The following is a 24,719-nucleotide window of genomic DNA, read 5'->3' as shown; positions in this document are numbered from 1 at the left end:
CTATGAATTCACGAACTCCGTCGACGATGCCGTCGTTTACCGACGTTGCGAACAGGTATCGCCGACAGACACTCTCGATTCTGGCCGAAGAGCAACCGCTCGACGTTTCCGAACTGGCGTCTCGAATCGCCGCTCGATCACCGGACGGTGCAAGCGGGGAGCCGACCGACGCGCAAGTCCGTTCCGCTCGAGTCGCACTGTATCACGTCCACCTGCCGAAACTGGCCGATTCGGGACTGATCTCGTACGCGCGCGAATCGGGTGAGGTGACCGTTCCGGCAGAAGTCGACGACCTCGAAGCGATCGCAGAAACGTATCGCTCTCAGTAAAACAAGACCAGATGGCGACCCACAGCCATCTCAGAGACGCACAGTGTCTGATACGAACCGGCGTTACCAGTTCGCGTCGACTGCGATTTCGCCGTCGGCGCTGATCCGGTACCGGTCTCGAGTCACCAGGATCTGCAATCCCTCGTACTCGAAGGTCAACTCGAAATGAGCGCCGGAGCCGTTTATCAGCGCCGCAACCGGCTCGGGATCGATCGTATGGTAAATCGGCGGCAGGCGATGTGGTTCGACGCCCTTCAGGTCCGCAACTGCATCGAGGAGGTCCCAGATACACTTTGACTCCGTCAGTTCGTTGGAGTACATCAAATCTCTCTACGTATCGGACTCGCACCCACTGGTCTAAAACTGTCGGAAACGCGCCAAACCTGATTGATATCGTGAAATATTGTAGAACTAGAACGCACCGAACACCAATAGATGTTCGATGCGTCGCTCGCCAGTGAACATCGCTCTCGAGCACGCCGTGTGGCTTCTCGAAGCCATCGCTTGCCGCGTCCTGAGTGACTGATCGCGTCAGTTATTCTGGGTGAGAACCCAGAACGAAACCGGGAGGCTCGCCGCGACGAGTCCGTACACGCCTCCCATAAAAGGGTCGAGGCCGAGTGACGGTGCCAGGAGATACCCCGCGGCGAATCCGATCGGATCACAGATCACCGCGAGAATTAGTAGTTGTTGTGCAAAGGGGCGGGATCGTAACCAGTTGAGCATTGATATTACTACTCTGTTCACATCTTACACCTAATACGTTTTGTGCTCACAACCGTCTCCATGGCACACCGAAACTGAGTTCCTGCCGGCTCTCGAGATCTCCGACCTCACCGAAACCGAAGCCGACCTGATCGAGGCGTTCGTCCCCGTCGCCGTCGACGAGGCTGGCGGCTTCGCCAACTTCCGCGAGACCGCCACCAAGACCAACTAGCCCGTCGACCGTCTGTGGAAGCTCACCCTCGCCGTTGACGACGTGCGAGACGGGTTAGAGAGTTATTTCGAGACGAAAGCATGGGCGGAGGAACTCGAGGAGAAAATCGAGAAGACGGACGTTGATCGACGAAATCGTCTACGAACTGTACGGATTGACGAGGAGGAAATCGAAATCGTGGAGGCAGCGGTTTCGGAGTAGGAACTGCCGTGAGCGCCACACTATAATTTGGATCGCAACCGTTCGACATCGTCGACCCGGAGGGCGTCATGTTCCTCGAGATACTGTTCGACGGCGACCTCGCTCGAGAGCGACTGCAGTGTCTCGATGATTGCACCCGCTTTGCGGTCGTACTTCGCGACCGGATAGGCGTCGTACTCGTGGTCCGTTATCTGCAGAAAATAAAAGATGTTGTACGCGGGTGGTTCATCGGCGAACACGCAGTAACCCCGCATGATGTCTCCGGCCCGAAACTGATCGACGTTGTCGACGCCGCGAAACGGTTTCTCGACGTACGTATGAGGGGTCTGGCTCTCGAGTGCGTTCTGGAGACGGGTGAGAAACTGTCGCTGTAGGGTGGTTTTCTTCCCGAGATCATCGAAGAGCGATTTGGCAGCGGTCGCGTCAAAAATAGCGACAGTTGTGTCCGAATCCAGTGTATGAGTACGCATCGTGGCTACTCACTCGATAAGTTCCAACATCTCGTCTACCGACGCCGTTCCGGATTCGTCATCTCCGTCGTAATGGTCGACACTCTGCGCAGTCGCCCCCAACTCCGAGTAGAGGTCGAATCCAGTCGCCAGCTCCTCGAGTCGTTCGAGTTCGACCTCCCACTCGTCTCTAATCGTTCGAAGATCGCTCTCGATGTTGTTCCGAAGCGCCCGCTGGTTCGTTCCGGGAGAGCGATCGACAGTGTCTCGAGAGACGAGAAGTGCGACATATTTCCAGACGGTGCTGTAGAAGTGGTCGACGGCCCGATTGATAAAACGCTGCTGTGACTCCGAGAGTTCGCCCTGCTCGCTCGCAGTCGCAACGATCCTCGTCACGACTCGTTCGTAAGCGTCTACCGCTGAGACGGACTCACTGAGGATGTCGTGTGAGTGAACCTCAGTCACGAGCCGCGGGAACCGCCGCTCGAGTCGAGTGCGACACCCGGTAGCGTCAGCGTGCCACGCCGGCGTTTTGATTTCGTCGAGGACCTGTTGGAGTTCCGCACTCGCGATGTAGAGATCGCGATACTCGTCCGGTGCGTGATCGAAGTAGAACTCGACCAGGTACTCTTTGGTCGGTGTTTCAAGGATATGCTGGAATTCCTCGAGATCGGAGCTAAAGAAGTGCGAGTACTCTCTGGGACTGAGTATCTTCCCCGTTGGGTCCCGAACACGCGGTTCATCTGCAGCAGGAACCTCCGCCAGCGGTCGCGGCGTCAGGTCGACAGTCCGACGTGCGACGTTTACCGGTGCGGGGCCGTACTTGTACCAGCCGTAGGTTATCGGCGGTTCGAACTCCTGAATAGCGAGGTATGCCAATTTGTTAACCGTGATCGGGTCGACGTGTTCCCCATCGAACCCGGTCCGAGCTAAAGCGATCTCAACTCCCTCCATGATGTCCTCGAGGAGGTCGTCTTCGTCGCTTAGAGTGAGCATGGTCGTACACGAAATTGGGGACCCCCACGAATATAGTTGTTCTGTTGACTTGCGCCCCCGGACGACGTGGGACGAGAGCGACTCGTCAGTTACGCGCCGTCAGTATCCAACGCTCCCGACTCGAGTTCTTCATCCAGATATCGACGCCCCAACGGGGTAAGTGAGTAATAGCCGTCGCTTTCACGATCGAGCAACCCGTGCTCGGCGAGCAGCCGACACCGTTGTCCGGCGTAGTTCGGATGCGATTCGATGTTGCGGCCAATAACCGCCGGTGGGACCTCGCCCGCATCGCGCACGTATTCCAAGATAGCGTCGTCGGTTGGAACCATCCAGTCAGCGCGTTCGCGCATACCACGGTTCGCGTGCTACTCGGCAATAGAACCCTCTCATGCGAACGAAAACACACGTATATGCGCATCTAGAAGTTTTTAGACAATCATTTGCGAATCTAAATATTTGCATATGCAAAGATATTAAGTGAGATAGCACGGAGATAGTGATGCGGAAGCTACAGTTTGGACTCGAGCCGAGATAATCGCTCGAGAAGTGGATCGGTGTTTGGCCACCGATCCGTGGTAGCTCCCGTATCCACACTACGGAAGCCATGTACGACGACGACTCATCGGGACTTGAAAGCCCCGACAGACCGAACGCACCGAACGAAATTGCGGACACTCGAGGCACTTCATCGACCACCCGCGACCGCCTCGAGCGAATCGATGCGCAGGCCGAACGCCTGCTCGCGAGCCTCGAGGGTGAGCGCGCCCGCGCGGTGAGACGACACGTCCGCGAGATCCGGGCGGAAGCCCGGTGGGCAAAGCGACTCCTCTGCGACCCGGAATCGGAGAGCCCCGAGCCACCGGACGAGCGCTCCTCGAGCGAGGGCACTCCTCCCTCGAGCAACTGCCCCGATACCGACGTGCCGATGCTGATCGATCGCGGCGGTGGCGTCACGACCGTCCGCGGCCCCGATCCGGTCGCCTACCAGCGCTGGAGCGAGCGCGACAGCGACCCCGACCGAACCGAGAGCCAGAAGTAAACCGCCGATCCCTACTCGTCCTCGAGTAACGTGTCGTCGCCGTGGGTCGAGCGCAGCGACTCGAGGTGGGCCCGTTGGTCCTCGAGTCGTTCCGTCGGCTCCGCATAGGTGTACTCGAACATCTCCCGCGGATCGGGTTCGTACTCCGAGGTCCGCTCGAGCAGGTCCTCGAGGGTCTCTTCGACCTCCGACTCGACGGCTTCGATGTGGCCGTTGTCGATGAGTCCCCGATTCCGGAGATAGAGTTCGAACCGGTCGATGGGGTCGCGCTCGCGCCACTCCTTGACCTCCTCGTCGTCTCGGTAGACGCTCGGGTCGTCCGCGGTGGTGTGTGCGCCGAAGCGGTACTGGACCGCCTCGATGAGCGTGGGTCGCAAGCGATCGCTCGCCGCCGAATCTGCGGCGTCGCCGTCCCCGGACGCTTCGTCGGGCGAGTCGAGGGCCTTCTCTCGAGCGGCCTTCGTCACGACGTAGGTCGCGAGGGGGTCCATCCCGTCGATCTGCACGCCCGTGAACCCGTAGGCGTCGGCTTTCTGGGCAATGGTCGTGCTCGCAGTCTGTCGCTCGCGGGGCACCGAAATCGCCCACTGGTTGTTGTGACACAGGAAGACCGTCGGGGTGTCGAAGACCCCCGCGAAGTTCATCGCCTCGTGGAAGTCGCCCTCGCTCGTCGAACCGTCGCCGAAGTGGACGACGCCGACGCGCTCGTCGCCCCGGAGTTTGGCCGCCCACGACCAGCCGACCGCGTGGGGGATGTGCCCGGCGATCGAGATGTTCAGCGGGAAGACGTTCACGTCCGCCAGCGCGGCGTTGCCGTCCTCGTGGCCCATCCAGTACAGCAGGTACTCCCAGGGGAGGTCTCTCGAGACGACCGCCCCGTGCTCGCGGTACTGAAAGGAGAGCATATCCTCGTCGGAGAGCGCGTAGGTCGACCCGATCTGGGAGCCCTCCTGGCCCGCGAGCGAGGCATAGGTCCCGAGTCGGCCCTGGCGCTGGAGGCTGATCATCCGCTCGTCGAACCGCCGGCAGAACTTCATATCCCGGTACATCGCGTGCAGCGTCGACTCCTCGAGGTCCGGCAGGAGGTCGGGGGCGACGACCTCGCCCATCGGGTCGAGGATCTGCACGCGATCGTCGGGTGCCCGGTCGAGTACGTCGCGTGACATCGGATACTCCCACGGAGGGAGCCGATCACCTTAAAATCGAGTGCGCGAGCGTGACCGTCGCCGTCTCGAACACGTTCGCTCGAACGCGGTGGGCCAGAACGCGTCGGGGCTGAACGCGGTGGGACAGAACGCGGTGCCCGGACTGCCGTTTGGGCCACAGGTATACGGATGGCACCCGTAGGTACGACCGAACGATGACCGACGAACCCGAAATTACCGCGACGCCGCCGGATAGCCCGATCAGCGTCACCGGCACCGACCACATCACGCTCATCGGAAGCAACGAGGAGGACACCATCGAGTACTACCGGGACCTGCTGGGCATGCCGCTGGTGCTCAGACAACCGAACCTCGACGATCCGAACTCCACGCACCTCTTTTTCGATACGGGCGACGGTCGGATCATCACCTTCTTCGTGACCGACGACCGCCAGTCGGACCACCGCCCGCTGCGCAATCAGGTCGGCTCGGTTCATCACCTCTCGTTTTCGATCGACGCCGAGGAGTTCGTCGAGATCCGCGACGCCCTAGAGGAGTCGCGATACGGCTACAACGAGTTCGACCGGGGCATCTTCCACTCGCTGTACACCCGCGATCACAACGGCCTCACCATCGAGCTTTCGGCGGACAAGTACGAGATCCCGGACGACCGCCGCGGGGAAGTGCTCGCGACGACCCAGCGAATCCGCGAGGAAGACGGCTCGGAGTTCGCCGAAGACAGGCACCTCGCCGCCGCGCTCGAGGAACTGGGCCTCGACGCCGAACCCGCGGACCTGCCGGACGCGCCGACGGGCGCGGGGATCTGAGTCGGCGGCCCGGCACGCAGCGCCGATCACCTCGGGGGGGTGCTTCCGCACCGGCCACCCCGTGACAATTTTCCACCGGGTTGAAGTTTTATTGCCGCGGGGCCGAATAGTCGGCCATGGCACTCGAGAAACCCGACCTATCGGGACAGACGGCGTTTATCACGGGAACGACGCGCGGAATCGGCAAGGCGATCGCGCTCGCGCTCGCCGAGCAAGGGTGTAACGTCGTCTCGACCGGCAAGACGAGCGAGGAAGACGACGACGCAGACGACCGCGACCTCGAGGGCACCATCGAGCAAACCGCCCGCGAGGCTCGAGACCGAGGCGTCGACGCCCTGCCGATTCAGGTGAACGTCCGCGAGGAACGCGAAGTCGAGGCCGCCGCCGAGCGCGCCATCGACGAGTTCGGCGAGGTCAACATCGTCATCAACAACGCGAGCGCGATCCAGATCGCGAACGTCGAGGACCTCCCCGCGAACCGCTTCGACCTGCTGACCGACGTGAACGTCCGCGGGACCCACCTCACCTCCCGAGCCTTCCTCGATCATCTGAAGGAGGTCGAGGACTCGTGGCTGTTGACCAACGCGCCGCCCGTTACGGTGGACCGAGCACCGGGCGAGGCACCGTACGCCTGGTCGAAACTCGGCATGACCTTCCTGACGCTCTCGCTGGCGAGCGAACTCGGAAACCACGACGTCGGCTGTAACGCCTTCTGGCCGGTCACCGCGATCGACACCCGAGCGACGCGGTACTTCGGACTCGGCACCGAAGACGACTGGCGGACGCCCGACATCGTCGCCGACACCGTCCTCGAGATCCTCGCTCGAGATCCCGCCGAGTACACCGGCAACGCCGTCTACGACGAGGAGTTGCTTCGGGAGGCCGGCCTCGAGGACTTTTCGGAGTACAACCTCACCGAGGGTGATCCAGCGCCGATGTCGGCGCAGATGTTCGATCCCGAGTTCACTCGATCGGCGTAACCCTCCCCGGCGGACATCGACGCGCTGTCGTACGGAAACAGAGATTACCTGCGGCGGCGTGCGCTGAGCCGCGATGAACGAACGTGAATCGCGGCTCGAAATCGCGCGAGGGATGAGTGAGCGACAGAGTGAGCGAACGAAGCGGCTGGGGAGGGCGAGGTCTCCTCGTGTTTCGTGCGAGCGGGACACCGTCAGTATCTTCCCCGGCTAGTCGAATACGCGAAGTTGGATACGCGAGTGCACGAACGAGGGATCGAGACAAGACGTTCGGCGACTCGAGTGGTCCGACGAGCGATCGGGCTGCTCTCGAGCGTTTAACCGACGAACGAGCGAGCAGTACGACGAACAAATAACGAGCAACGAGTTGTACGAGCGTGCGTCTCGAGACGAGTCGAACGATCCTCAGTCGTCGCTGGCCGCGTAGCCCGGCGACTCCGCTTCGGCGGGACTCTCGGGCGTGGCCGGGAGTTCGGCGCGAACGTCGTCGCGGCCGTCCTCGGTGATCGCCTCGTGGTAGGCGTCGGGCATGACCTTCACGAACGACTCGAGGGCGCGCTCCCACTCGTCGAGCAGTTCCTGGCCGCGATCGGAGCCGGTGTAGGCGACGTGGTTCTCGACGAGGCGGCGGAGCATGGCCTCGTCTTTCTCCTCGAGATCGTCGTGGAGGGTCACCATGCCGGTGTTCACGCGGTCGTCGAACTCCTCATCAGGGTCGTAGACGTAGGCGACGCCGCCGGACATCCCCGCGGCGAAGTTCGTGCCCGTCTCGCCTAACACGGCGACGACGCCGCCGGTCATGTACTCGCAGCCGTGGTCGCCGACGCCTTCGACGACCGCCTTGGCCGCGGAGTTTCGCACGGCGAATCGCTCGCCCGCGACGCCGTTGACGTAGAGTTCGCCGCCGGTCGCGCCGTACAGCGCGACGTTGCCGATGGCGACGTTCTCGGCCGGATCGTAGGCCGCGGATTCGGGGGTCCGGATCGTCAGCTTCCCGCCGGAGAGGCCCTTTCCGACGTAATCGTTCGCGCCGCCGTGGAGGTGCATCGAGACGCCGCTGGCGAGGAAGGCGCCGAAGCTCTGTCCGGCTGTTCCCTCGAGGTCTACGGTCAGTGTGTCTTCGGGTAGTCCCGCCTCACCGTAGCGGTCGGTAACCCGGTTCGAGAGCATCGCGCCGACGGCCCGGTCGACGTTCGACACGTCGGTCGACAGCGTCACCGGGGTCTGCTCCTCGATCGCCTGCTCGCCCGCGTCGATGAGTTTGCGATCGAGTTGCTCCTCGAGTTCGTGGTCCTGCTCGCGGATCTTTCGGCGAACGTCGCCGTCCGGGTTCGCGAGGACGGCCGAGAGGTCGAGGTTTCGGGCTTTCGGGTGCTCGACGTCGGTTCGTTGCTCGAGTACCTCGACGCGGCCAATCATCTCGTCGACCGTCTCGAAGCCGAGTTCGGCCATGATCTCGCGTAGCTCCTGGGCGATGAACGTCATGTAGTTGATGACGTGCTCGGGTTCGCCGGGGAAGCGCTTCCGAAGGTCCTCGCGCTGGGTGGCGACGCCGACCGGGCAGGTGTTCTTGTGACACTGGCGGGCCATCACGCAGCCGCTGGTGACCAGCGACCCGGTGCCGAAGATGTACTCCTCGGCGCCCAACAGCGCGGCGACGGCGACGTCGCGGCCGGTCTTCATCCCGCCGTCGGTCGAGACGCGAATCCGATCGCGCAGTCCCGTCTCGCGGAGCATCTGGTTGGCTTCGGCGAGGCCGAGTTCCCAGGGGAGCCCGGCGCTCTTGATCGACGTTCGCGGCGACGCTCCGGTGCCGCCCGAGTGACCCGAAATGTGGACCACGTCGGCGTTCGCCTTCGCGACGCCGGCGGCGACCGTGCCGATCCCCGCTTCGGAGACGAGTTTGACGTTGATGTCGGCGTCCTCGTTGGCGGCTTTCAGATCGAAGATGAGCTGTTTCAGGTCCTCGATCGAGTAGATGTCGTGTAGCGGCGGCGGGGAGATGAGCCCAACGCCGGGCGTCGACTTGCGGACGTGGGCGATCATCTCGTTGACCTTTGCGCCGGGGAGGTGCCCGCCCTCGCCGGGTTTCGAGCCCTGGGCCATCTTGATCTGGAGTTCGTCCGCACTCGAGAGGTACGTCGAGGTGACGCCGAACCGGCCGGACGCGACCTGCTTTACGTTGCACTCGCGTTCGGTGCCGAACCGTTCAGGCGGTTCGCCGCCCTCGCCTGAGTTCGACTTGCCGCCGATCCGATTCATCGCGATTGAGTTGTTTTCGTGGGCCTCCGGCGAGAGGCTGCCGAGGCTCATCGCGGCCGTCGAGAACCGCTCGACGATGTCCTTGATCGGTTCGACGTCTTCGATCGGAACGGGGTCGCGATCGGAGTCGAACTCGAGCAGGCCACGAAGCGTCTGGAGTTCGGTCTGCTGGTCGTTGATCAGCTCGGCGAAGTCCTGATACCGCTCGTAGTCGTTCGAGCGGACCGACTGCTGGAGCGCGCCGACGGTTTCTGGGTTCCACTGGTGGTGGATGCCGTTCGAGCGGTGCTCGAACTCACCTTGGCGGTCGAGTTTCGATTCCTCGTCGTCGCCGAAGGCCGTCTCGTGGCGTTCGCGAACGTCGGCTTCGATTTCGGCGAGGCCGATCCCCTCCGTGCGGTTCTCGGTGCCCTCGAAGTACTCCGCGACGAGGTCCGAGTCGAGGCCGACCGCTTCGAAGATCTGGGCCCCCTGGTAGCTCTCGACGGTCGAGATGCCCATCTTGGCCATGATCTTCAACAGGCCGTCCTCGAGCGCCCCGACGTAGGCGTCGATCGCCACGTCGGTGTCCGCGCCGTCGGGACCGGCCGTAATGTCCTCGATGGTCTGGTAGGCGAGATACGGGTTGACCGCGCCCGCGCCGTAGCCGACCAGCGTCGCGAAGTGGTGGACGGTGCGGGGGTCCGCGGACTCGACGACGAGTCCGACGTGGTTGCGCAGGCCGTTTCGCACGAGGTGGTGGTGAACCGCGCCCGTCGCGAGCAGGCTCGGGATCGCGGCCGAATCGGCGTCGACGTCGCGGTCGGAGAGGACGACAATGTCCGCACCGTCCTCGATCGCTTCGACGGTATCGGCGCGAACGCGTTCGATCGCGGCCTCGAGGGCCGCCCCCGACTCGTCGCCGTCGGGTTCGTAGGTGATGTCGATCGTCGTCGCCGAGAGGCCGTTCGCCCCGCACGTTCGGACCGACTCGAGTTCGGCGTCGGTCAGGATCGGCGAGTCGAGCACGAGCTGGCGGGCGTGCTCGGGCGACTCGTCGAGCAGGTTCCGCTGGAAGCCGAGTCGACTCTCCAGACTCGTCACGAGTTCCTCGCGGATGTAGTCAAGCGGCGGGTTCGTGACCTGTGCGAAGAGCTGTTTGAAGTACGAAAACAGCGGTCGGTTGAACTCGGTGAGCACCGATAGCGGCGTGTCGTCGCCCATCGAACCGACCGGATCCTTGCCCTTCTTGGTCATCGGCTCGATCAGGTTCTCGAGTTCGTCGTGGGTGTAACCGAAGGCCGCCTGAAAGTCTCGCAGGTTCGAAACGCGCTGTTGTGGGGTCCGGTCGTTCGTCGAGACGATGTCCTCGAGTGAGACCTGCTCCCGGTCGACCCACTCGCCGTAGCGGTCGTCGACGAGGTCGTCGAATACCTCCTCGTCGGGGATGACTCGCCCTTCTTCTGGGTCGGCGAGGAACAGCTGTCCAGGCTGGAGGCGGCCGCGTTCGGCGATTTCGTCCGGATTGGTCTCGAGCGCGCCGGCCTCGCTGGCCATGATCAGGCGATTGTCGGTGGTCACGTCGTACCGACACGGGCGGAGGCCGTTTCGGTCGAGAACTGCGCCGACGCGTTCGCCGTCGGTCGCGGCGACGAGCGCGGGCCCGTCCCACGGTTCGACGAGCGAGGCGTGGAAGTCGTAGAAGTCCTTGCGGTCGTCGTCCATGTGTTCGTCGCCGCGCCAGGCTTCGGGAACGAGCATCCGGAGTGCATGCTCGAGGTCGCGCCCGCCCTGCATGAGAAGCTCCAGCGCGTTGTCGACGCTCGCCGTGTCCGATTGCTCGGGGTCGTCGATGATGGGTTTGACCGCCTCGAGATCCTCCAGAACCTCGCTCTCGATGTCGGTCTCGCGGGCTCGCATCCAGTTGATGTTGCCCTGGATCGTGTTGAACTCCCCGTTGTGGATGATGTTCCGGTAGGGGTGGGCGAGGTGCCACGCGCCGAGCGTGTTCGTCGAGAACCGCTCGTGGACCATCGCGAAGTTCGATTTAACGCGTTCGTCGGAAAGATCCGGGTAGTACGATTCGACCTGTTCGCCCTTCAACAGCCCCTTGTAGACGATGGTGTCCGAGTCGAGCGAGCAGACGTAGAAGCGTTCTTTGTTCTCGATGTCGGCCGCTTCGACGGAGTTCTCGAGGGCGCGTCGCGCGACGTAGAGTCGCCGATCGAAGTCCTCGTCGGAAATATCGTCCTTCGGAGCAACGGCGACCTGCCAGACGTCCGGCTCCGATTCCACGGCCGTTTCGCCAAGTCCATCGTTGTTCGTCGGAACCGACCGCCACTCGAGGACCTCAAGGTCGTAGTCGGCAACGATCGATTCGGCAAGGTCGATCAGGGACGCTCGAGCGTCGTCGTCCTGGGGCAAAAAGAGCGAGCCGACGGCGTAGGTATCCGGGAGATCCGCGTCGAGAACGGCGTCGAAAAACGCGTCCGGCCGCTGCAGCATGATACCGGCCCCGTCACCGGTGTTTTCCTCAGCGCCGGTGGTTCCGCGATGTTCGAGGTTGACGAGTAGTTCGAGTCCGTCGGCGACGACGTCGTGGTCGACAGCCCCGTCGAGGTCCATTACGACGCCGACACCGCAGTTCGACCGCTCGTCCGCGGGGTCTGCGAGCCCCTGTGAACGACCGGAGGAAGATAAGTCGTGTGGCTGTGGCATAGCTTCCCTTGTGAGCGTCGTCCATAAGAGGCTGACCCATAATGACTAAATGTATTATAAACCCATACAAGGGAATATAAGGTGTTATTTTCTAGCGGTTAATCACGGCAATCAGGCACAGAAGTGTCAGAGGCACGTAGTGGTCGCTCGGGAGAGCGAACACCACGATACGTGATTAGTTGCCACCGATAAGGATGTGGGGGCTAATCCATTAGGTCCGGTAATTGATGGCAGATAGAATCGATGGTCGCCCTGGCGCGCTTCAAAGCGCTTCCCGAAACGGCGTCAGCTAGTACGACTTCGCGAAGTAGGCGATTTCGTCCGCCGGTTCGCCACAGACGGCACACTCGGCGTCATCGTCGTTGGGCGCTTCGGGAACGCCCGTCGTCTCCCCGCCCTCCTCGGCTAACGGCTGCATTACGATCTCTGCGGAGACTTTCTCCTTGATGGCTTCCTCGCAGGCCTGATCGCCACACCACGGGACCCGCACGTAACCGCCGTGCTTGCCGATCGTCCCCATGATCTCCTCGGGGCTGTCGGCCTCGCGAACGTTTTCCTCGAGCGTTTCCTCGGCGGCCGCATAGAGCTTGTCGTAGACCGTCTCGAGGTTCGATTCGACGGACTCGACCAGCCCCGAGCGGTCCGCGACGACGTTCTCGTTGTCGGGTCGGTGCACCAGCGTGACCTCCTCGTCGTCGACCTCGTTGGGGCCAATTTCGAGGCGTAGCGGCACGCCGTTGAGTTCGTGTTCGTTGAACTTGAAGCCGGGATTGCGTTCGTCCCGGTCGTCGAGTTCGACGCGAACCCCCGCTTCCTCGAGGTCCGCCGCGATTTCCTCGGCGTACTCGAGGACCTTCTCTTTCGTGTCCTCCTGCCATATCGGGACGATGACGGCCTGCGTCGGTGCGACCGTCGGCGGGAGCACGAGTCCCTGATCGTCCGAGTGGGTCATGATGAGTGCGCCGAGTGCGCGCCAAGAGAGCCCCCACGACGTGGTGTAGGCCGTCTGCTCGTCCTCGTCCTCGTCGACGAAGGTGATATCGAAGGCCTCCGCGAACGACTGGCCGAGGTGGTGGCTGGTGCCGCCCTGAACCGACTTGCCGTCGGGCATCAGCGCCTCGACGGTCGTCGTCGTGTCCGCGCCGGGGAACTTGTCGTGTTCGGGCTTTTTCCCGCGAAGCACCGGAATCGCGAGGAAATCTTCGTAGAGTTCTTCGTACTGTCCGAGCCGAGTCCAGACCTCGTTCCACGCGCCCTCGTCGCTCGCGTGTGCTGTGTGGCCTTCCTGCCACATGAACTCCTTCGTCCGGAAGAACGGCTTCGTCTCCGTGGCCTCCCAGCGCACGACCGAACACCACTGGTTGAGCCGCAGCGGCAGGTCGCGGTGGCTGCGGGTCCAGTCGGCCATGAACGGCGCGATGATCGACTCGCTGGTCGGTCGAACCGCCAGGCGCTCCTCGAGTTCGTCGTGGCCGCCGTGGGTGACCCACGCGACTTCGGGATCGAACCCTTCGACGATGTCTTTCTCCCGCTCCAGGAAGGACTCGGGGATGAACATCGGGAAGTAGACGTTGTCGACGCCGGTCTCTTTGAACCGGCCGTCGAGTTCGTCCTGCAGGCGTTCCCAGAGGGCGTAGCCTCGCGGTTTCGTGACGATGAAGCCGCCCATCGGCGCGTAGTCTGCGATCCCCGCCTTCTGGACGACTTCGGCGTACCACTCGCCGGGCTTGTGCGATTTCGACTCGGTGATCCCGAGTTCCTGACTCTCGTCGCTCATTGGTTCATCTCTCAGGTAGCGCGGGCTTAAACCATGCGAAGGCCGGACGCCGGTTCGCGACCCGCTACGGACTGCCCGGGAGTACCGGTCGTTCACGGCCGGTAGTCAACTCGAGTTGCGGTCGAGTCGCTCGCCGCGGGTGTACTTCCCGTGGAAGGCGAGCATGTCGATCCCCATCGCCGCCAGCGAGACCCCGCCGACGACGGTCAGGAGAAGGAAAAGGAGGCTGTCGCTCCCGGCGAATCCAAGCGGGAGCGATAGCCCGAGCAGGACGTTTCCGGCACCGCTCCACCGATACCACGCCCAGCGGTCGGTCAAGCCCGTATCGGTCGCTGCCACGATGTCGAACACGCCGGCCAGCCCGAGCAACGCTACCTGCACGAGAAATATCGGTTCCTCGAGACCGCCGGTTCCGAGCAGGACGATGCCGCCGCCGCTAACGAGAAGCAAAAACGCGCCGACGACGCCGCTGAGTCGTCGGTTGTGTCGTTCGTTCATGCGGTTTCTGCTGCCGATTTTGAGAACTGATTTCGTGTGTGGAGGAGCATAGACACGAGTTCTGACCATCGGTACTTAACCATTAGCCAGGGACGCGCACGTTTTTCCCGATAAATTAGAAAACTCGCCGGTTCGATTCGCTCGAGACATGTCAATTCCTATAATGATGGCGTTTCGAACTGTCGTTAAAATCATTATGTATTATTACTTCTCATGTTATGGAGGTCTGTTGCCATGGGAAATAACCACAGGCAAAGCAGGGTAGCACAGGAGCCAAGTATCGACCGGCGAACCGTTATGAAAGCGAGCGCGGCGCTCGGAACGCTCGCGCTCTCGGGAGCCACGTTCGGCGCGACGGGCGTAAAGGCGCTGCCCGACGGACCCGAAGCCGACGAGGACACCGTCGCCTTGCAGATGTTTCATCGCGAGTGGACCGAAATCGAATCCCGAATCCCCGATGTCGCCGATTCGGGATTCGACGCCATCTGGGTCCAGCAGCCGGCCGAGATGAAACTGGACTGGAACGACCTCACCTACGACGGGACGATGGGATTCTACGACGAGGTCGGCCCCTACGGACACCGCGATCCTCACCCACCGATCGGCTACCAGCCGGTCGATCTGCGGAACTTCGACTCCTCGCTCGGAACGGAAGACGAACTCGAGTCGCTGATCGAGACCGCTCACGAGCACGATATCGAGGTCATCGTCGACACCGTTCTCAACCACATGGCCGATCCGGTGGGGCCAGACGGACGGATCGACTGGCCGCAGTTCGACGAGAACGAACACTTCCATAACAACGGAACGCTCGGCGACGACTGTCGGGTAGACGGCGAGGCGGCGAACTACGAGTGTGATCTGCTCGGCCTCCCCTCGCTGGACATCGAGCATCCCGAGGTCCAGTCGGCCCACGAGGCCTACATCGAGAAGATCGCGAGTCTGGGCGCCGACGGCCTGCGCTACGACGCGGCCGCACACGTCTGGCCGTGGTATTTTGCGGAGAACGTCAATCCGCTGGCAGACGACCTCGACCTCTGGCGCGTTGCGGAGGTCTGGGAAGAAAGCGATATCGACCGTTTGCTCGAGTGGGCCGACACTGGTATGACAGTCTTCGACTTCCCGCTTCACGCGGCTATCTCCGACGCGTTCGAGAACGGCAGCATGGAGAACCTCTCCCAGAACGCCGCCCCGGGCGTCGCCCATCGGGACCCAAGCGTCGCGGTCACGTTCGTCCAGAACCACGACGCCGTCGGTCCGGGGGTCCAGCCGACCGACGACGCCCAGACCGTCCCCGAAGGTCGCGCGGTCGAACTCGCGGAGGCGTTCATCCTCGCGTACGCCGGCATGCCGATGCTCTACCGGTCGGGTCCCGAGGAGTACCACGAACTCGAGGACGAGGAGCTGTCCACGCTCGTTACGATCTCGAAGGAGTTCGCCCACGGCGAGGTCATCGACCGCGACGTGGGAATCGACCACTACGTCTTCGAACGGGAGGGGAACCTCCTCACTGGGATCAACAAAGGCGGTCAGCCCAGGTCGGTGGCGGTCGACTCGTCCTGGGCCAACACTGTCCTCGTCGACGCCACCGGGACCGGCGACGATATCGAGGTCGACTCGAGCGGCAAGATCACCGTCGAAATCCCGGCCGAGGGATACGTCATGTACGTCGAAGACGCGGATTCGATCCCCGCAGAGCGTGGCGTTTCGTTCGACTCGCTCGAGTATACCGTCGACGAGGCCGAATCCGTCGACATCGGCGTCACAGCCAGCGCCGGAGACGAACCGCTCACCGCGGACGTGACGCTCGCAGTCGACGGAACCGAGGAGGCGACACAGAGCGTCGACCTCGACACCGAATCGTCGACAGCAGTCGAATTCGAACTCGGAACGGCCGATCTCGACGACGGCGAATACGACCTCAAGGTCGCCATCCCCGACGACTCCGACACCGCCACGCTCCTCGTCGGAAGCGAAGCCGACGGCGGCGACCTGACGCTTCGGACGACGGTCGACGTCGGATACGGCCAGTCGGTCTACTTTACGGGAAGCACCGACGAACTCACCGACTGGGGTGGCGGCATCGAAGGCACCTGGTCGGAGGGTAACGTCTGGGAAGTCACCATCGCCGATCCCGGCGAGTTCGAGTGGAAGACTCGCCGCGGCCCGTCGGGCGAGACCGGCGACGTCTGGGAGCGCGGCGACAATCACGATCACACCGACCTCGAGCCGTCCCATCAGGGCTGGGCGGACGACGACTGATCGACCGCTCCGATCGCAGCTTCGAGCGACCGCTGGTCTCGCTTGAGGACGATCGACCGAGGCCGCACTGGTGACCGCCCGGCGCGACTCTCGAAAACGGTCGACCGGTTCCTCCCGGTTCTCGCGCTTTTATGCGGTTGTGTGTCGAACGAGATCGTATGCGAGCTATCGAGGTCCCAGCGTACGGAGAGAGCGACGCACTCGAGGTCGTCGACGTCGAAACACCCGAACCGGGTCCGGGCGAGGTTCGAATCGAAATCGAAGCCGCCGGGATCAACTTCGCGGACATCATGCAACGCCGCGGCGTCTACCCCGGCGGACCGGACGCGCCGTACACGCCCGGCATGGAGGCCGCGGGAACGATCGACGAGGTTGGTGAGGGCGTCGATCTCGAGGAGGGCGACCGCGTCGTCGCGATGCTCGAAACCGGCGGCTACGCCGAGTACGCGATCGCGAACGCTCAGATGCTGTTCCCGATTCCGGATGGAATGAGCTTCGAGGAAGCCGCCGGGTTCCCCGTTCAGTTTCTCACCGCCCACGCCTGTCTGTTCGAGTGGGGCGACCTGGAGGCGGGCGAATCGGTCCTGATACAGGCCGCGGCGGGCGGCGTCGGTACCGCCGCGGTGCAACTCGCCTCCCGGGCCGGTGCCGAGGTCTTCGGGACCGCGAGCACGCAGGAGAAACTCGAGCTCGCGGCGGACCTGGGCTGTGACCACCCGATCCAGTACACGGAGGTCGACTTCCGGGAGCCGATCGCGGACGCGACCGACGACGAGGGCGTCGACCTCGTCCTCGAGAGCGTCGGCGACGACGTGTTCGACCGCAGTCTCGACGCGCTCGCGCACTTCGGCCGACTCGTCACCTACGGCGTGGCGAGCGGCGTTCCGGCCGAGGCGGAGAACCGACGACTCCTCTTCGAGAACAAGAGCGTCCGCGGGTTCCACCTCGGACAGGCCGCCGCCCACGATCCGAGCAGGATCATGCAGGCCGTCCCGGAACTCACCGAGGGACTGCAATCCGGCGAGCTCGAGGTCGTCCTCGGCGAGTCGTTCGCGCTCGAGGACGCGGCCGAGGCCCACCAGTACATCGAGGACCGAAAGAGCTCGGGAAAAATCGTCCTGAAGCCGTAGCGAGGCTCGAGCGCCGTCTCGAGACTATTTTTATCGTGAGAACGCCGGTCCATCGACGGTTCACTGCCCGGTTTGCCCGCCGTCCGCTTCGATCGAGGGCTCGTCCTTGCCCTCTGCGGTCGCGTCCCCGTCGGGACCGCACCCGAGCGAGCGGTGCGGACAGTACTGACAGTGCGGCCCCGGCGTCGTCTCGGCGAACGTCGGCTCGTCGATCGACGCGAGCGACTCGCGGACCGCCGACCAGTCGGGGCGCTCCGCCGGCTCGAGGAGTTCGACCCGCGGCTCATCCACGTCACCGACGTAGACGTACCCGACTCCAGCGATCGGTTCGTCGAACGTACGCTCGCAGGCTCGAGCGTAGACGGAAAGCTGGACGGCCTCGGCCGGATCGATCCGGTCGGCGGTCGCCTTGTAATCGAGGACGACCAGCCCGCCCGCGGGGGTTCGCTTGATCGAATCGACGTAACCGACGACGTCGCCGGCGACTCCGGAGACGTCCTCGAGGACGAACGGCAGTTCGGCAGCGACCGTCTCCCAGTCGGCGATCGGTTCCTCGACCGCCGCGGCTTCGGCCTCGAAATAACGGTCGATACACGCCGAGAGTGCCTCGCGGTGCTCGAGGGCGTTTCGCGCCGCGAGCCGCCTGCTGGCCGCGTCGTGCCACTCCTCTCGGGTGTCGTAGCCGCGGTGGAACGCCTCCTCGGCGACGGCGTGGAAGACCGATCCGACGAGACGGCCGTCGGCCCGGGTCTCCGCTGCTTTCTGTGAATCTGGCGGCGCGGTCTCGGGGTCGCTCTCGGCCGGTCGAACGGGATCGGCGGGCGCTTGCACGACGTGATCGAGATAGTGTTTTCGAGCGCAGGTCTCGTGGGTCGCCAGCGCGGAGTAACTGTGACGCATCGTCGCCTCGAGCTCCGAGAGCGACGAGAGGGTCTCGACGGGGAACCGGACCGTTTCCGTCGTCAGCGAACTCGCCTGACGGGCCGTCGGCACCTCGAAGTCGTCGCCGACTCTCGCACTGCTCGCGGCGTCGGCGGCCGGGAGCAACTGCCCATCGCGGAGCAGTCGACCGAGGTGGTGGACCCGCTCGATCGCCGCCCTCGTCTCGAGCGGTTCGACCCGCCGGTCGTCGTAGTCCTGATAGTACGTGATCGTGCCCGGATTCGCGTGCGCACTCGTCTCGAGCGCGTCCGTCCAGTCGACGACGGTCTCCGGATACCGCTCGCGGACGGTATCGAAGCTCTCGGTGATCGTCGACCAGAGGTCCATTCGCTTTCCCGCCGCGGACCACTCGATATCGTCGGCGAGACAGGATTCGGCGTCCGAGACCGACACCTGCGTCTCGTCGCCGTCGTAGTCGTACTCCGAGCCGAACACGAGCAGGTGGTTCTCGGCTCGAGTCAGCGCGACGTGGAGTACGCGCCATTCCTCACCTAGCGGTTCCGCAGCGAGGTTGGCGAGCAGCGGCGAGTCGACCTCGTCGTCGAGCGTCGCCTCGAGGAGTCGGTACCGGTTGCGGCGAGCGTAATCGCCGTCGACGCACCACTCCTCGTCAGAGAGGAAGGGGACGAGGACGGTGTCGAACTGGAGGCCCTTCGCCTGGTGGACGGTCATCACGTCGACCCGGTCGCTCGAGCGAGCGCCGCGGTCGAGCGACGACTCGCTCGCGCGGAGCGTGCGTTCGAGAGCGTCGACGAACCGCGACGTGAGCGACGTCAGCACCGAATCGCCGTCGTATCCCTCGACGAAGCGCTCGAGTCGCTCGAGTTCGGTGCGTTCCGCCGCGGTCAGGAACCACTCGAGGTTCGTCCGCTCCCGGAAGCGTCGAACGAACTCCGAGAGCGGATAGACGTCGCGAATCGACTCGAGCGCCTCGAGGTGGTCGCGGGCCCGCGCGAGCCTGTCGACGGCCTCGACCGGAGGCTCATCGTCGCCGGTCGGGTCGGCCGCCGCACCGGTCTCGAGGTCACAGTCGAACAGCGCGTCGTACAGCGAGTCGCTCCGGCGCGCGAGCGTCTCGAGGTCCGATTCGGGGACTCGATAGCGGAAGAGCAACACGCGCCAGAGGTGGGCATCGGCCTCTCGGTCGACGAGCACCCGGAGGTACGAGAGCACGGTCTGTATCCCGGGGTGGATCTCGCCTCGCGGCGAGCCGGAGACGGCGAAGGGGATCCGCCGACTCTCGAGTTCGTCGGCGACCGCCTGGGCCTGCCGGTTCGTCCGAACGATGATCGCGACGTCCTCGAGCGAGCGCCGCGGGACGTTCTCGAGGCGGCCGTTGAGCAGCCGGGCGGTCGCTTTGGCCACCTGCTCGGGCGTCGACCAGGGCAGTTCGTCGCTCTCGACTTTCAGCAGTCGGTGGGGCGGATCTACCTCGTCGTACTCGCCGGGGGTCCGGTCGTTCTCCCGAAGCGTCTTCGACTCCTGTGGCCCGTACGAACAGTTGTTCGTCAGGTCGAGGATCTCCTGGCGCGAGCGAAAGTTCAACTCGAGTTCGATCGACTCGAACTCGTCGCCGGTGTTCGCGAGGCGGTCGAGGCCCTCGCGGTCGGTGCCTCGCCAGCCGTAGATCGCCTGATCCTTGTCGCCGATAGCGAGCAGATCTGGCCGATTTTCGCCCTCGGTGAGCGCTCGAATGAGCCTGAACTGCGTCTCGTCGGTGTCCTGGAACTCGTCGCAGTAGACGTGGTTCCAGCGGTTCGCGATCTCGTCGGCCACGGAGTCGGTTTCGGTGAGCAAGCCCGTCGCCGTCCGAACGAGTTCGTCGAAGTCGACGGCGTCGTCGCGCGCTAACCGCTCCCTGTAATCCGCGTAGACGTCGGTGTAGTGGCGCGCGAGTCGCAGGAACTCGACGTAGTGTTTCAACCGGCCGAACGGCGTCTGCTCGAGTCGACCCGTCGAGTCGCCCCAGATCTCGTTCCCGAACAGCGCTCGCGGCAGGTGTTTCGTCGTCGGCTCCTCAAGCGAGATCGTTTCGAGCGTGTTGGTCACGCACGTCTGGAGCGCCCGCAGGTACGCGTCGATCGTATCGACGACCGGGTCGGTCCGAAACTCGCTCGGCGCTTCCGCGATCTTCTCCCGACAGAAGCCGACCAGCTTGCCGTACTCGACCAGCGACTCGCGGGCGGCCTCGAGGTGCTCGGGGTCGTTGAAGTACCGAAACGCCTCGTTGTCGAAGGAGAACTCCTCGGAGGCCGTCTCCTCGAGCCAGAGGACGAACTCGGTACACAGCTCGAGGGTTCGAACCGACGGCAGTCGCGACGCGAGCGCGTCGGGGTCGATATCCTCCTGGCTCATCGTCGCGATGAACCAGTCGATGGCGTCCGCGAGGTCCGCCGGCGAACCGTCGCCGCGAGCGGGAGCGGCCGCGAAATCGTACTCCGTTTCGGCGAGGAGTCGGCCGACGATCCGCCGTCGCTTTCGTTCGGTCACGACCTCGAACTCCGGTGAGAGCCCGAGATAGTAGGCGTACTCCCGGACCAACTCGTAACAGAACGAGTGGTAGGTGTAGACGTCGATCGCCGCCGCAGCGTCCGGGTCGAGCCGTTCTGAGACCGCTTCGCGAATGCTCGAGGCGGCCTCGTTCGCGAAGGTGAGCACCAACACGTCCTCGGGGTCGACCGCCCCGGTATCGATCGCCCGCTCGATCCGCATGAGCATCGTCGTCGTCTTCCCGGTTCCGGCGCCCGCGTCGACGGAGATCGACGCGCTCTCGCTCTCGATGACCCGCCGCTGATTGCCCTTCGGCTCGAGCGGTTCGTCTCTCGCCGAGTCGGATCGATCAGCCATCGAATCCCACCCTCCGAGAGATATATCGCGGACAACAGACCGCGTAGGCGCAGTCCGGACACGAGTTGGTTTCGATCTGATCCCACCCGCTCGCGGGCTCGCGGCGCTCGGAAACGAGATCGGCGACGACGCTCGCGAGCCGTTGCTCGACCGTTTCGTTCCGGTGTTCGTGTGTCATACCGAACGTGTGGTGGTCGAGAAAGACGTCGGTCAGGTCGATCGCTTCGACGCTCGTCTCGACGGTTTCGCTGACCCAATTGACCGAGTTTCGAGAGCGATCCGCGAGCGGGATCAGGACGTATCGACAGGTTCGGCCCTCGAGTCCAAGACGATCGCACAGCTCCCGGAGGCCGTCGAGAACGGCGGCGGTCTCGAGCAACGTCCCCACTGGACCCGGTTCGAAAGTCGGGTCGTCCGGATCGAAGTGATCCGCAAACAGTTCGGCGACGTCGCCCTCCCAGTCCGACCGATATCGCAGGAGTCCGAGCGAGTCGACCGTTGGGACGAACCGAACGCCGACGAGCGAGGCGCCGTCGGGGACGACATAATCGACCGAGGACTCGAGGGTGATCGATCGGGTCGTCGCCGCCTCGTCGGCCGAAATCGAGACCGTCGACGACAGCGAGAGCGCCGGGCCGATCAGTTCGCCGGCGGTGCTCGTCGATCGAAGCTCGTCGATCCCCGCCGCGTGGGTCGTCCCGACAGCCTCGACGTACGCCCGGACGGTCGCCTCGAGCACTCGGCGTTCGAACCGGCGCTGTGCCAGCGAGTGAAAGCGCTCGTCGTGTTCGCTCCAGAGCGTCGCGAGTCGCTCGAACATTGCTTCCTCGAGGGAGTCACGCTCGAGTTCGCCCGTTCGCAGGCCGTCACAGATCGCGCGGCGAGCCAGATCGACGCGGTCGCTCGAGTCGGAATCGGCCGTCGGGCGACGGACTTCGTCGACGTGGGCGAACGCGTAGCGGCGCGGACAGCGCAGATACGTCTCGAGCGCGTCGACCGAAAGCGTTCGCTCACTCACGCCGGCTCACCTCCCCCGCGGCGAACTCGAACTGGGAGACGACCGCCTCGGCGAGTTCCTCGTCGACCTCGCCTTCCTCGAGGAGGACGGCGATCTCTTCGAACAGCGCCTCGGTTTCGGCGAGGTCCGCGCCGCCGCCGGTGCTCGCCTCCCTGAGAATGCGATCCAGTTCGCCGTGGGGCTGTTCGAGCACCGCCTCGAGCGCGTTCGATTCGCCGTAGATTTCCGCGTTCCGGCCCGTTACGTCGACGTCCTCGAGCGAACAGTTGGGGGCCTGCTCGAGGAACTGCAGGTACCGCGATTGCTCGTGGGTTCGGCGGAGTCCGCCCGAATCGCGTTCGTACGAACAGCAGTACAGTCGCTCGGTCGCCGCGCGGGTGCCGACCGCCAGCCGTCGCCGGGCGCGCTGGGCGTGATACGTCTCGAAAGGGTCCGCGACGGACTCGCCGTCGGTTATCGGTTCGAAGGTCCGCTCGAGCGCCGCCGGATCGGGATCCGTGACCGCCGGATAGTGGGTCATCTCCCGGAGCCAGGCCGTCGGAAACAGGTTCGTGAGCGAGGGGTCGCCGGGGTAGTTTCGCTCGATCAGATCGAGCACGAAGACGACGGCGTGTGGGTCGTAGGCGAGGTCGTCGATCGCACAGACCGTCACCCCGCCGGTCGGCGCCTGGGCGTCGACCGTGTGGACGTGTGGCGCGTCGTACCTGATGGTCCGCTCGAGCATGCGACGGACTCCCGCCCAGTCCGGCCCGACGAGGTCGGTCGTCTCGACGAAGCGGGCGATCTCGCGCACGCGACGAACGCCGGCGAACTGCTCTCTGGCGTCGACCCACTCCTCATCGCGAGCGATTCGGCCTTTCAGGTCCGTCCGGGTGAGCCAGCGTTCGATCGAGCGCGCGACGCTCGGCCCGTCACACGCCTCGAGGAGTTCGATAGAAAAGTCGTCGACTCGGGCCTCGAGACGATCGGACGCGACGGCTTTCGGGTCGTTCGCTCGAGCGTCGCGTGCCCGGGCCGAGTCCGGACCGCGACGAATGTCGGAAAGGGTCCCTGACTCGCGGGCCGACTGGAGGGTGACGAACGCGTAGAGTTCGTTGACTGCCGGATCCTCCGCGAGCGAGGGGACACCGAGGGTGGCGGTCGGGACGGACGCCTCCCGAAGTCGTGTCCGCGTTTCGGGCACCCGTTCGATGCGGGGGACGGCGACCGCCACGTCGTCGTATCGAAGGTCGTCGCGACGATCGAGGAGGGACTGGATCTCCGTCGCGACCGCCTCGACCTGCTCGCGTCGCGTTCGGGTCCGGATGCGTCGCGCGGTGCCGGGTTCGGCGTCGGTAGCGTCCGAATCCGCCGTCCGTCCGGTCGCGAGGAATTCCGTTATCCGTCGGTGCGGAGGTAACGCGTCGGTCGGACGATCCGGATCGGCGTCGAACGGGGCCTCATCGACGGATTCGATCGCGAGGCCGTCCGCGATATCGGAGAGCGAGCCAGGTTCGACGCGCGTTCGCTCGGTGCTCGCGTGGGGTTCGCCCAGACAGACCAGCGTCGCGTCCTCCGAGAGCGCCGCGAGGTACTGCCGGTCGAGACGGCGGAACTCCTCGAACTCGAGGGCCAACACCGCGTCGAAGGAGGCGGTGACGCGGGTCCGAACGCCGTCTTCGTCGGCCTCGAGCAAATCGACAGCCTGTGGAACGACATCCGCTCGTTCGACGTACCCTCGCGCCGCCAGTTCCTCGTGAAACCTGTCGTTCATCGCGTAGAGGAACTCGAGACAGTCGTGGAGCTCCCCGGACTGGAGAGCCGTCTCGGAAGAAGGGGGTTCAGCACCGTCGGCGAGCGAGAGTCGCTGTCTCGTCGCCTCGAGCAGCAGTTGCCCGACATCGCGGGCGAAGCTCTCGTGGTCGGCCGCCCGCTCGAGGTACGGGGGAATATCTCGGCTCGCGCCGTCGATCACCAGCGAGATGAGTTCGATCCGTTCTTCGTACTCGAGGCGATCGAGCGTCGGGTCGTACTCCTCGAGCACTTTCGAGGCGTGTTCGGGCAGGGATTCGAGACGGGGGGAGTGAGGAGCGGCGGCCGTCGCGTTCTCGTCCGAGGGTGTCGCGTCCCCATCCGGAGTTGGGGTATCGGTCGCGTTCCCATCCGTCGTTAGGCTACCAACCGCGCCCTCGCCGGCCAGCGCCTCGCGAACGCGCTCGAGTCCGGCGGGGTGGCGCTTGACGACGAGGACGTTTTCCGCGCCGTACTCCGCACAGAGCGCGCCGTATTCGGCGGCGACGATCTCGAGGATGTCGCTTCGAAGCGTCGGCAGGACCTTGAGCGTCCCCTCGAGGCGGTGGGCGGTTCCGGTCATCGATTCGTACAGTCTCGACTATGTGGCCGTCTC

The 24,719-nt window shown here is 64.2% G+C and carries 18 protein-coding genes and 1 pseudogene; 7 read left to right on the top strand and 12 right to left on the bottom strand.

Annotated elements, in window-relative coordinates; genetic code table 11:
* Window positions 1-2: 2 nt before the first annotated feature.
* Entirely contained in the window at window positions 3-329 is a 327-nt protein-coding gene (locus BM348_RS02785) for a DUF7344 domain-containing protein (RefSeq protein WP_139231130.1), read from the top strand.
* A 63-nt stretch (window positions 330-392) separates the two neighbouring features.
* On the opposite strand, the gene BM348_RS02780 is transcribed toward BM348_RS02785, so the two are convergent.
* On the bottom strand, window positions 393-650 hold the full coding sequence (locus BM348_RS02780; RefSeq protein WP_092901639.1) for a HalOD1 output domain-containing protein: 258 nt from the start codon (window positions 648-650) through the stop codon (window positions 393-395).
* A 210-nt stretch (window positions 651-860) separates the two neighbouring features.
* Window positions 861-1,055 (bottom strand): hypothetical protein, encoded by a 195-nt coding sequence (locus tag BM348_RS22340; RefSeq protein WP_394328089.1) that lies wholly within the window; start codon window positions 1,053-1,055, stop codon window positions 861-863.
* Window positions 1,056-1,119: 64 nt separating this feature from the next.
* On the opposite strand from BM348_RS22340, the pseudogene BM348_RS02770 reads away from it, so the two are divergent.
* Window positions 1,120-1,467, top strand: a pseudogene (locus BM348_RS02770) (restriction endonuclease); the annotation flags it as partial.
* A 20-nt stretch (window positions 1,468-1,487) separates the two neighbouring features.
* On the opposite strand, the gene BM348_RS02765 reads toward BM348_RS02770, so the two are convergent.
* The 3 genes from BM348_RS02765 to BM348_RS02755 form a co-directional block, all read right to left on the bottom strand.
* Window positions 1,488-1,937 (bottom strand): hypothetical protein, encoded by a 450-nt coding sequence (locus BM348_RS02765; RefSeq protein ID WP_092901636.1) that lies wholly within the window; start codon window positions 1,935-1,937, stop codon window positions 1,488-1,490.
* A 9-nt stretch (window positions 1,938-1,946) separates the two neighbouring features.
* Window positions 1,947-2,912: a hypothetical protein gene (locus BM348_RS02760; protein WP_092901633.1), complete on the bottom strand. Its 966-nt coding sequence runs from the start codon at window positions 2,910-2,912 to the stop codon at window positions 1,947-1,949.
* Window positions 2,913-3,001: 89 nt separating this feature from the next.
* Complete coding sequence (locus BM348_RS02755; RefSeq protein WP_092901630.1) at window positions 3,002-3,262, bottom strand: hypothetical protein; 261 nt, start codon at window positions 3,260-3,262, stop codon at window positions 3,002-3,004.
* A gap of 254 nt (window positions 3,263-3,516) precedes the next feature.
* Between BM348_RS02755 and BM348_RS02750 the strand changes: the two genes are divergently transcribed.
* Complete coding sequence (locus BM348_RS02750; protein WP_092901627.1) at window positions 3,517-3,951, top strand: hypothetical protein; 435 nt, start codon at window positions 3,517-3,519, stop codon at window positions 3,949-3,951.
* Between the two features lie 11 nt (window positions 3,952-3,962).
* On the opposite strand, the gene BM348_RS02745 is transcribed toward BM348_RS02750, so the two are convergent.
* The gene (locus BM348_RS02745) at window positions 3,963-5,117 is read right to left on the bottom strand and encodes a thiamine pyrophosphate-dependent dehydrogenase E1 component subunit alpha (protein WP_092901624.1); all 1,155 of its coding nucleotides are present in this window, start codon (window positions 5,115-5,117) and stop codon (window positions 3,963-3,965) included.
* A 194-nt stretch (window positions 5,118-5,311) separates the two neighbouring features.
* Between BM348_RS02745 and BM348_RS02740 the strand changes: the two genes are divergently transcribed.
* Together BM348_RS02740 and BM348_RS02735 are read left to right on the top strand one after the other, a co-directional pair.
* Window positions 5,312-5,923: a VOC family protein gene (locus BM348_RS02740; protein WP_050050202.1), complete on the top strand. Its 612-nt coding sequence runs from the start codon at window positions 5,312-5,314 to the stop codon at window positions 5,921-5,923.
* Between the two features lie 116 nt (window positions 5,924-6,039).
* Complete coding sequence (locus BM348_RS02735; protein ID WP_092901621.1) at window positions 6,040-6,903, top strand: SDR family oxidoreductase; 864 nt, start codon at window positions 6,040-6,042, stop codon at window positions 6,901-6,903.
* Between the two features lie 402 nt (window positions 6,904-7,305).
* On the opposite strand, the gene gltB is transcribed toward BM348_RS02735, so the two are convergent.
* The 3 genes from gltB to BM348_RS02720 all read right to left on the bottom strand — a co-directional run bounded on the left by gltB (window position 7,306) and on the right by BM348_RS02720 (window position 14,134).
* Window positions 7,306-11,859 (bottom strand): glutamate synthase large subunit, encoded by a 4,554-nt coding sequence (gene gltB / locus BM348_RS02730; protein WP_092901617.1) that lies wholly within the window; start codon window positions 11,857-11,859, stop codon window positions 7,306-7,308.
* Between the two features lie 289 nt (window positions 11,860-12,148).
* The gene (proS, locus tag BM348_RS02725; protein WP_092901614.1) at window positions 12,149-13,636 is read right to left on the bottom strand and encodes a proline--tRNA ligase; all 1,488 of its coding nucleotides are present in this window, start codon (window positions 13,634-13,636) and stop codon (window positions 12,149-12,151) included.
* Between the two features lie 105 nt (window positions 13,637-13,741).
* The gene (locus BM348_RS02720; protein ID WP_092901611.1) at window positions 13,742-14,134 is read right to left on the bottom strand and encodes a hypothetical protein; all 393 of its coding nucleotides are present in this window, start codon (window positions 14,132-14,134) and stop codon (window positions 13,742-13,744) included.
* 234 nt (window positions 14,135-14,368) lie between these two features.
* On the opposite strand from BM348_RS02720, the gene BM348_RS02715 reads away from it, so the two are divergent.
* On the top strand, window positions 14,369-16,396 hold the full coding sequence (locus tag BM348_RS02715; RefSeq protein WP_449272236.1) for an alpha-amylase domain-containing protein: 2,028 nt from the start codon (window positions 14,369-14,371) through the stop codon (window positions 16,394-16,396).
* A 158-nt stretch (window positions 16,397-16,554) separates the two neighbouring features.
* Window positions 16,555-17,526 carry a quinone oxidoreductase family protein gene (locus BM348_RS02705; RefSeq protein WP_092901608.1) on the top strand — a complete coding sequence of 324 codons (972 nt, stop codon included), beginning with the start codon at window positions 16,555-16,557 and terminating at the stop codon, window positions 17,524-17,526.
* Window positions 17,527-17,586: 60 nt separating this feature from the next.
* Here BM348_RS02705 and BM348_RS02700 read toward each other — a convergent pair whose 3' ends face one another.
* Genes BM348_RS02700 through BM348_RS02690 form a run of 3 tightly spaced genes read right to left on the bottom strand, consistent with a single transcriptional unit; the run spans window position 17,587 to window position 24,686 of the window.
* Window positions 17,587-21,315, bottom strand: a complete 3,729-nt coding sequence (locus BM348_RS02700) for an ATP-dependent helicase (RefSeq protein ID WP_092901605.1) — start codon at window positions 21,313-21,315, stop codon at window positions 17,587-17,589.
* A complete protein-coding gene (locus tag BM348_RS02695) occupies window positions 21,308-22,333 on the bottom strand; it encodes a PD-(D/E)XK nuclease family protein (protein ID WP_092901602.1) in 1,026 nt (341 codons plus the stop codon). The genes BM348_RS02700 and BM348_RS02695 overlap by 8 nt, the downstream gene beginning before the upstream one ends.
* A complete protein-coding gene (locus BM348_RS02690) occupies window positions 22,326-24,686 on the bottom strand; it encodes a hypothetical protein (protein WP_092901599.1) in 2,361 nt (786 codons plus the stop codon). The genes BM348_RS02695 and BM348_RS02690 overlap by 8 nt, the downstream gene beginning before the upstream one ends.
* Window positions 24,687-24,719: the final 33 nt, after the last annotated feature.

The sequence above is a fragment of the Halostagnicola kamekurae genome (assembly GCF_900116205.1).
In the GTDB taxonomy this organism is placed as follows: domain Archaea; phylum Halobacteriota; class Halobacteria; order Halobacteriales; family Natrialbaceae; genus Halostagnicola; species Halostagnicola kamekurae.
The sequence above is the reverse complement of the archived record's forward strand: the minus strand, read 5'-3'. Positions and strand labels throughout refer to the sequence as shown.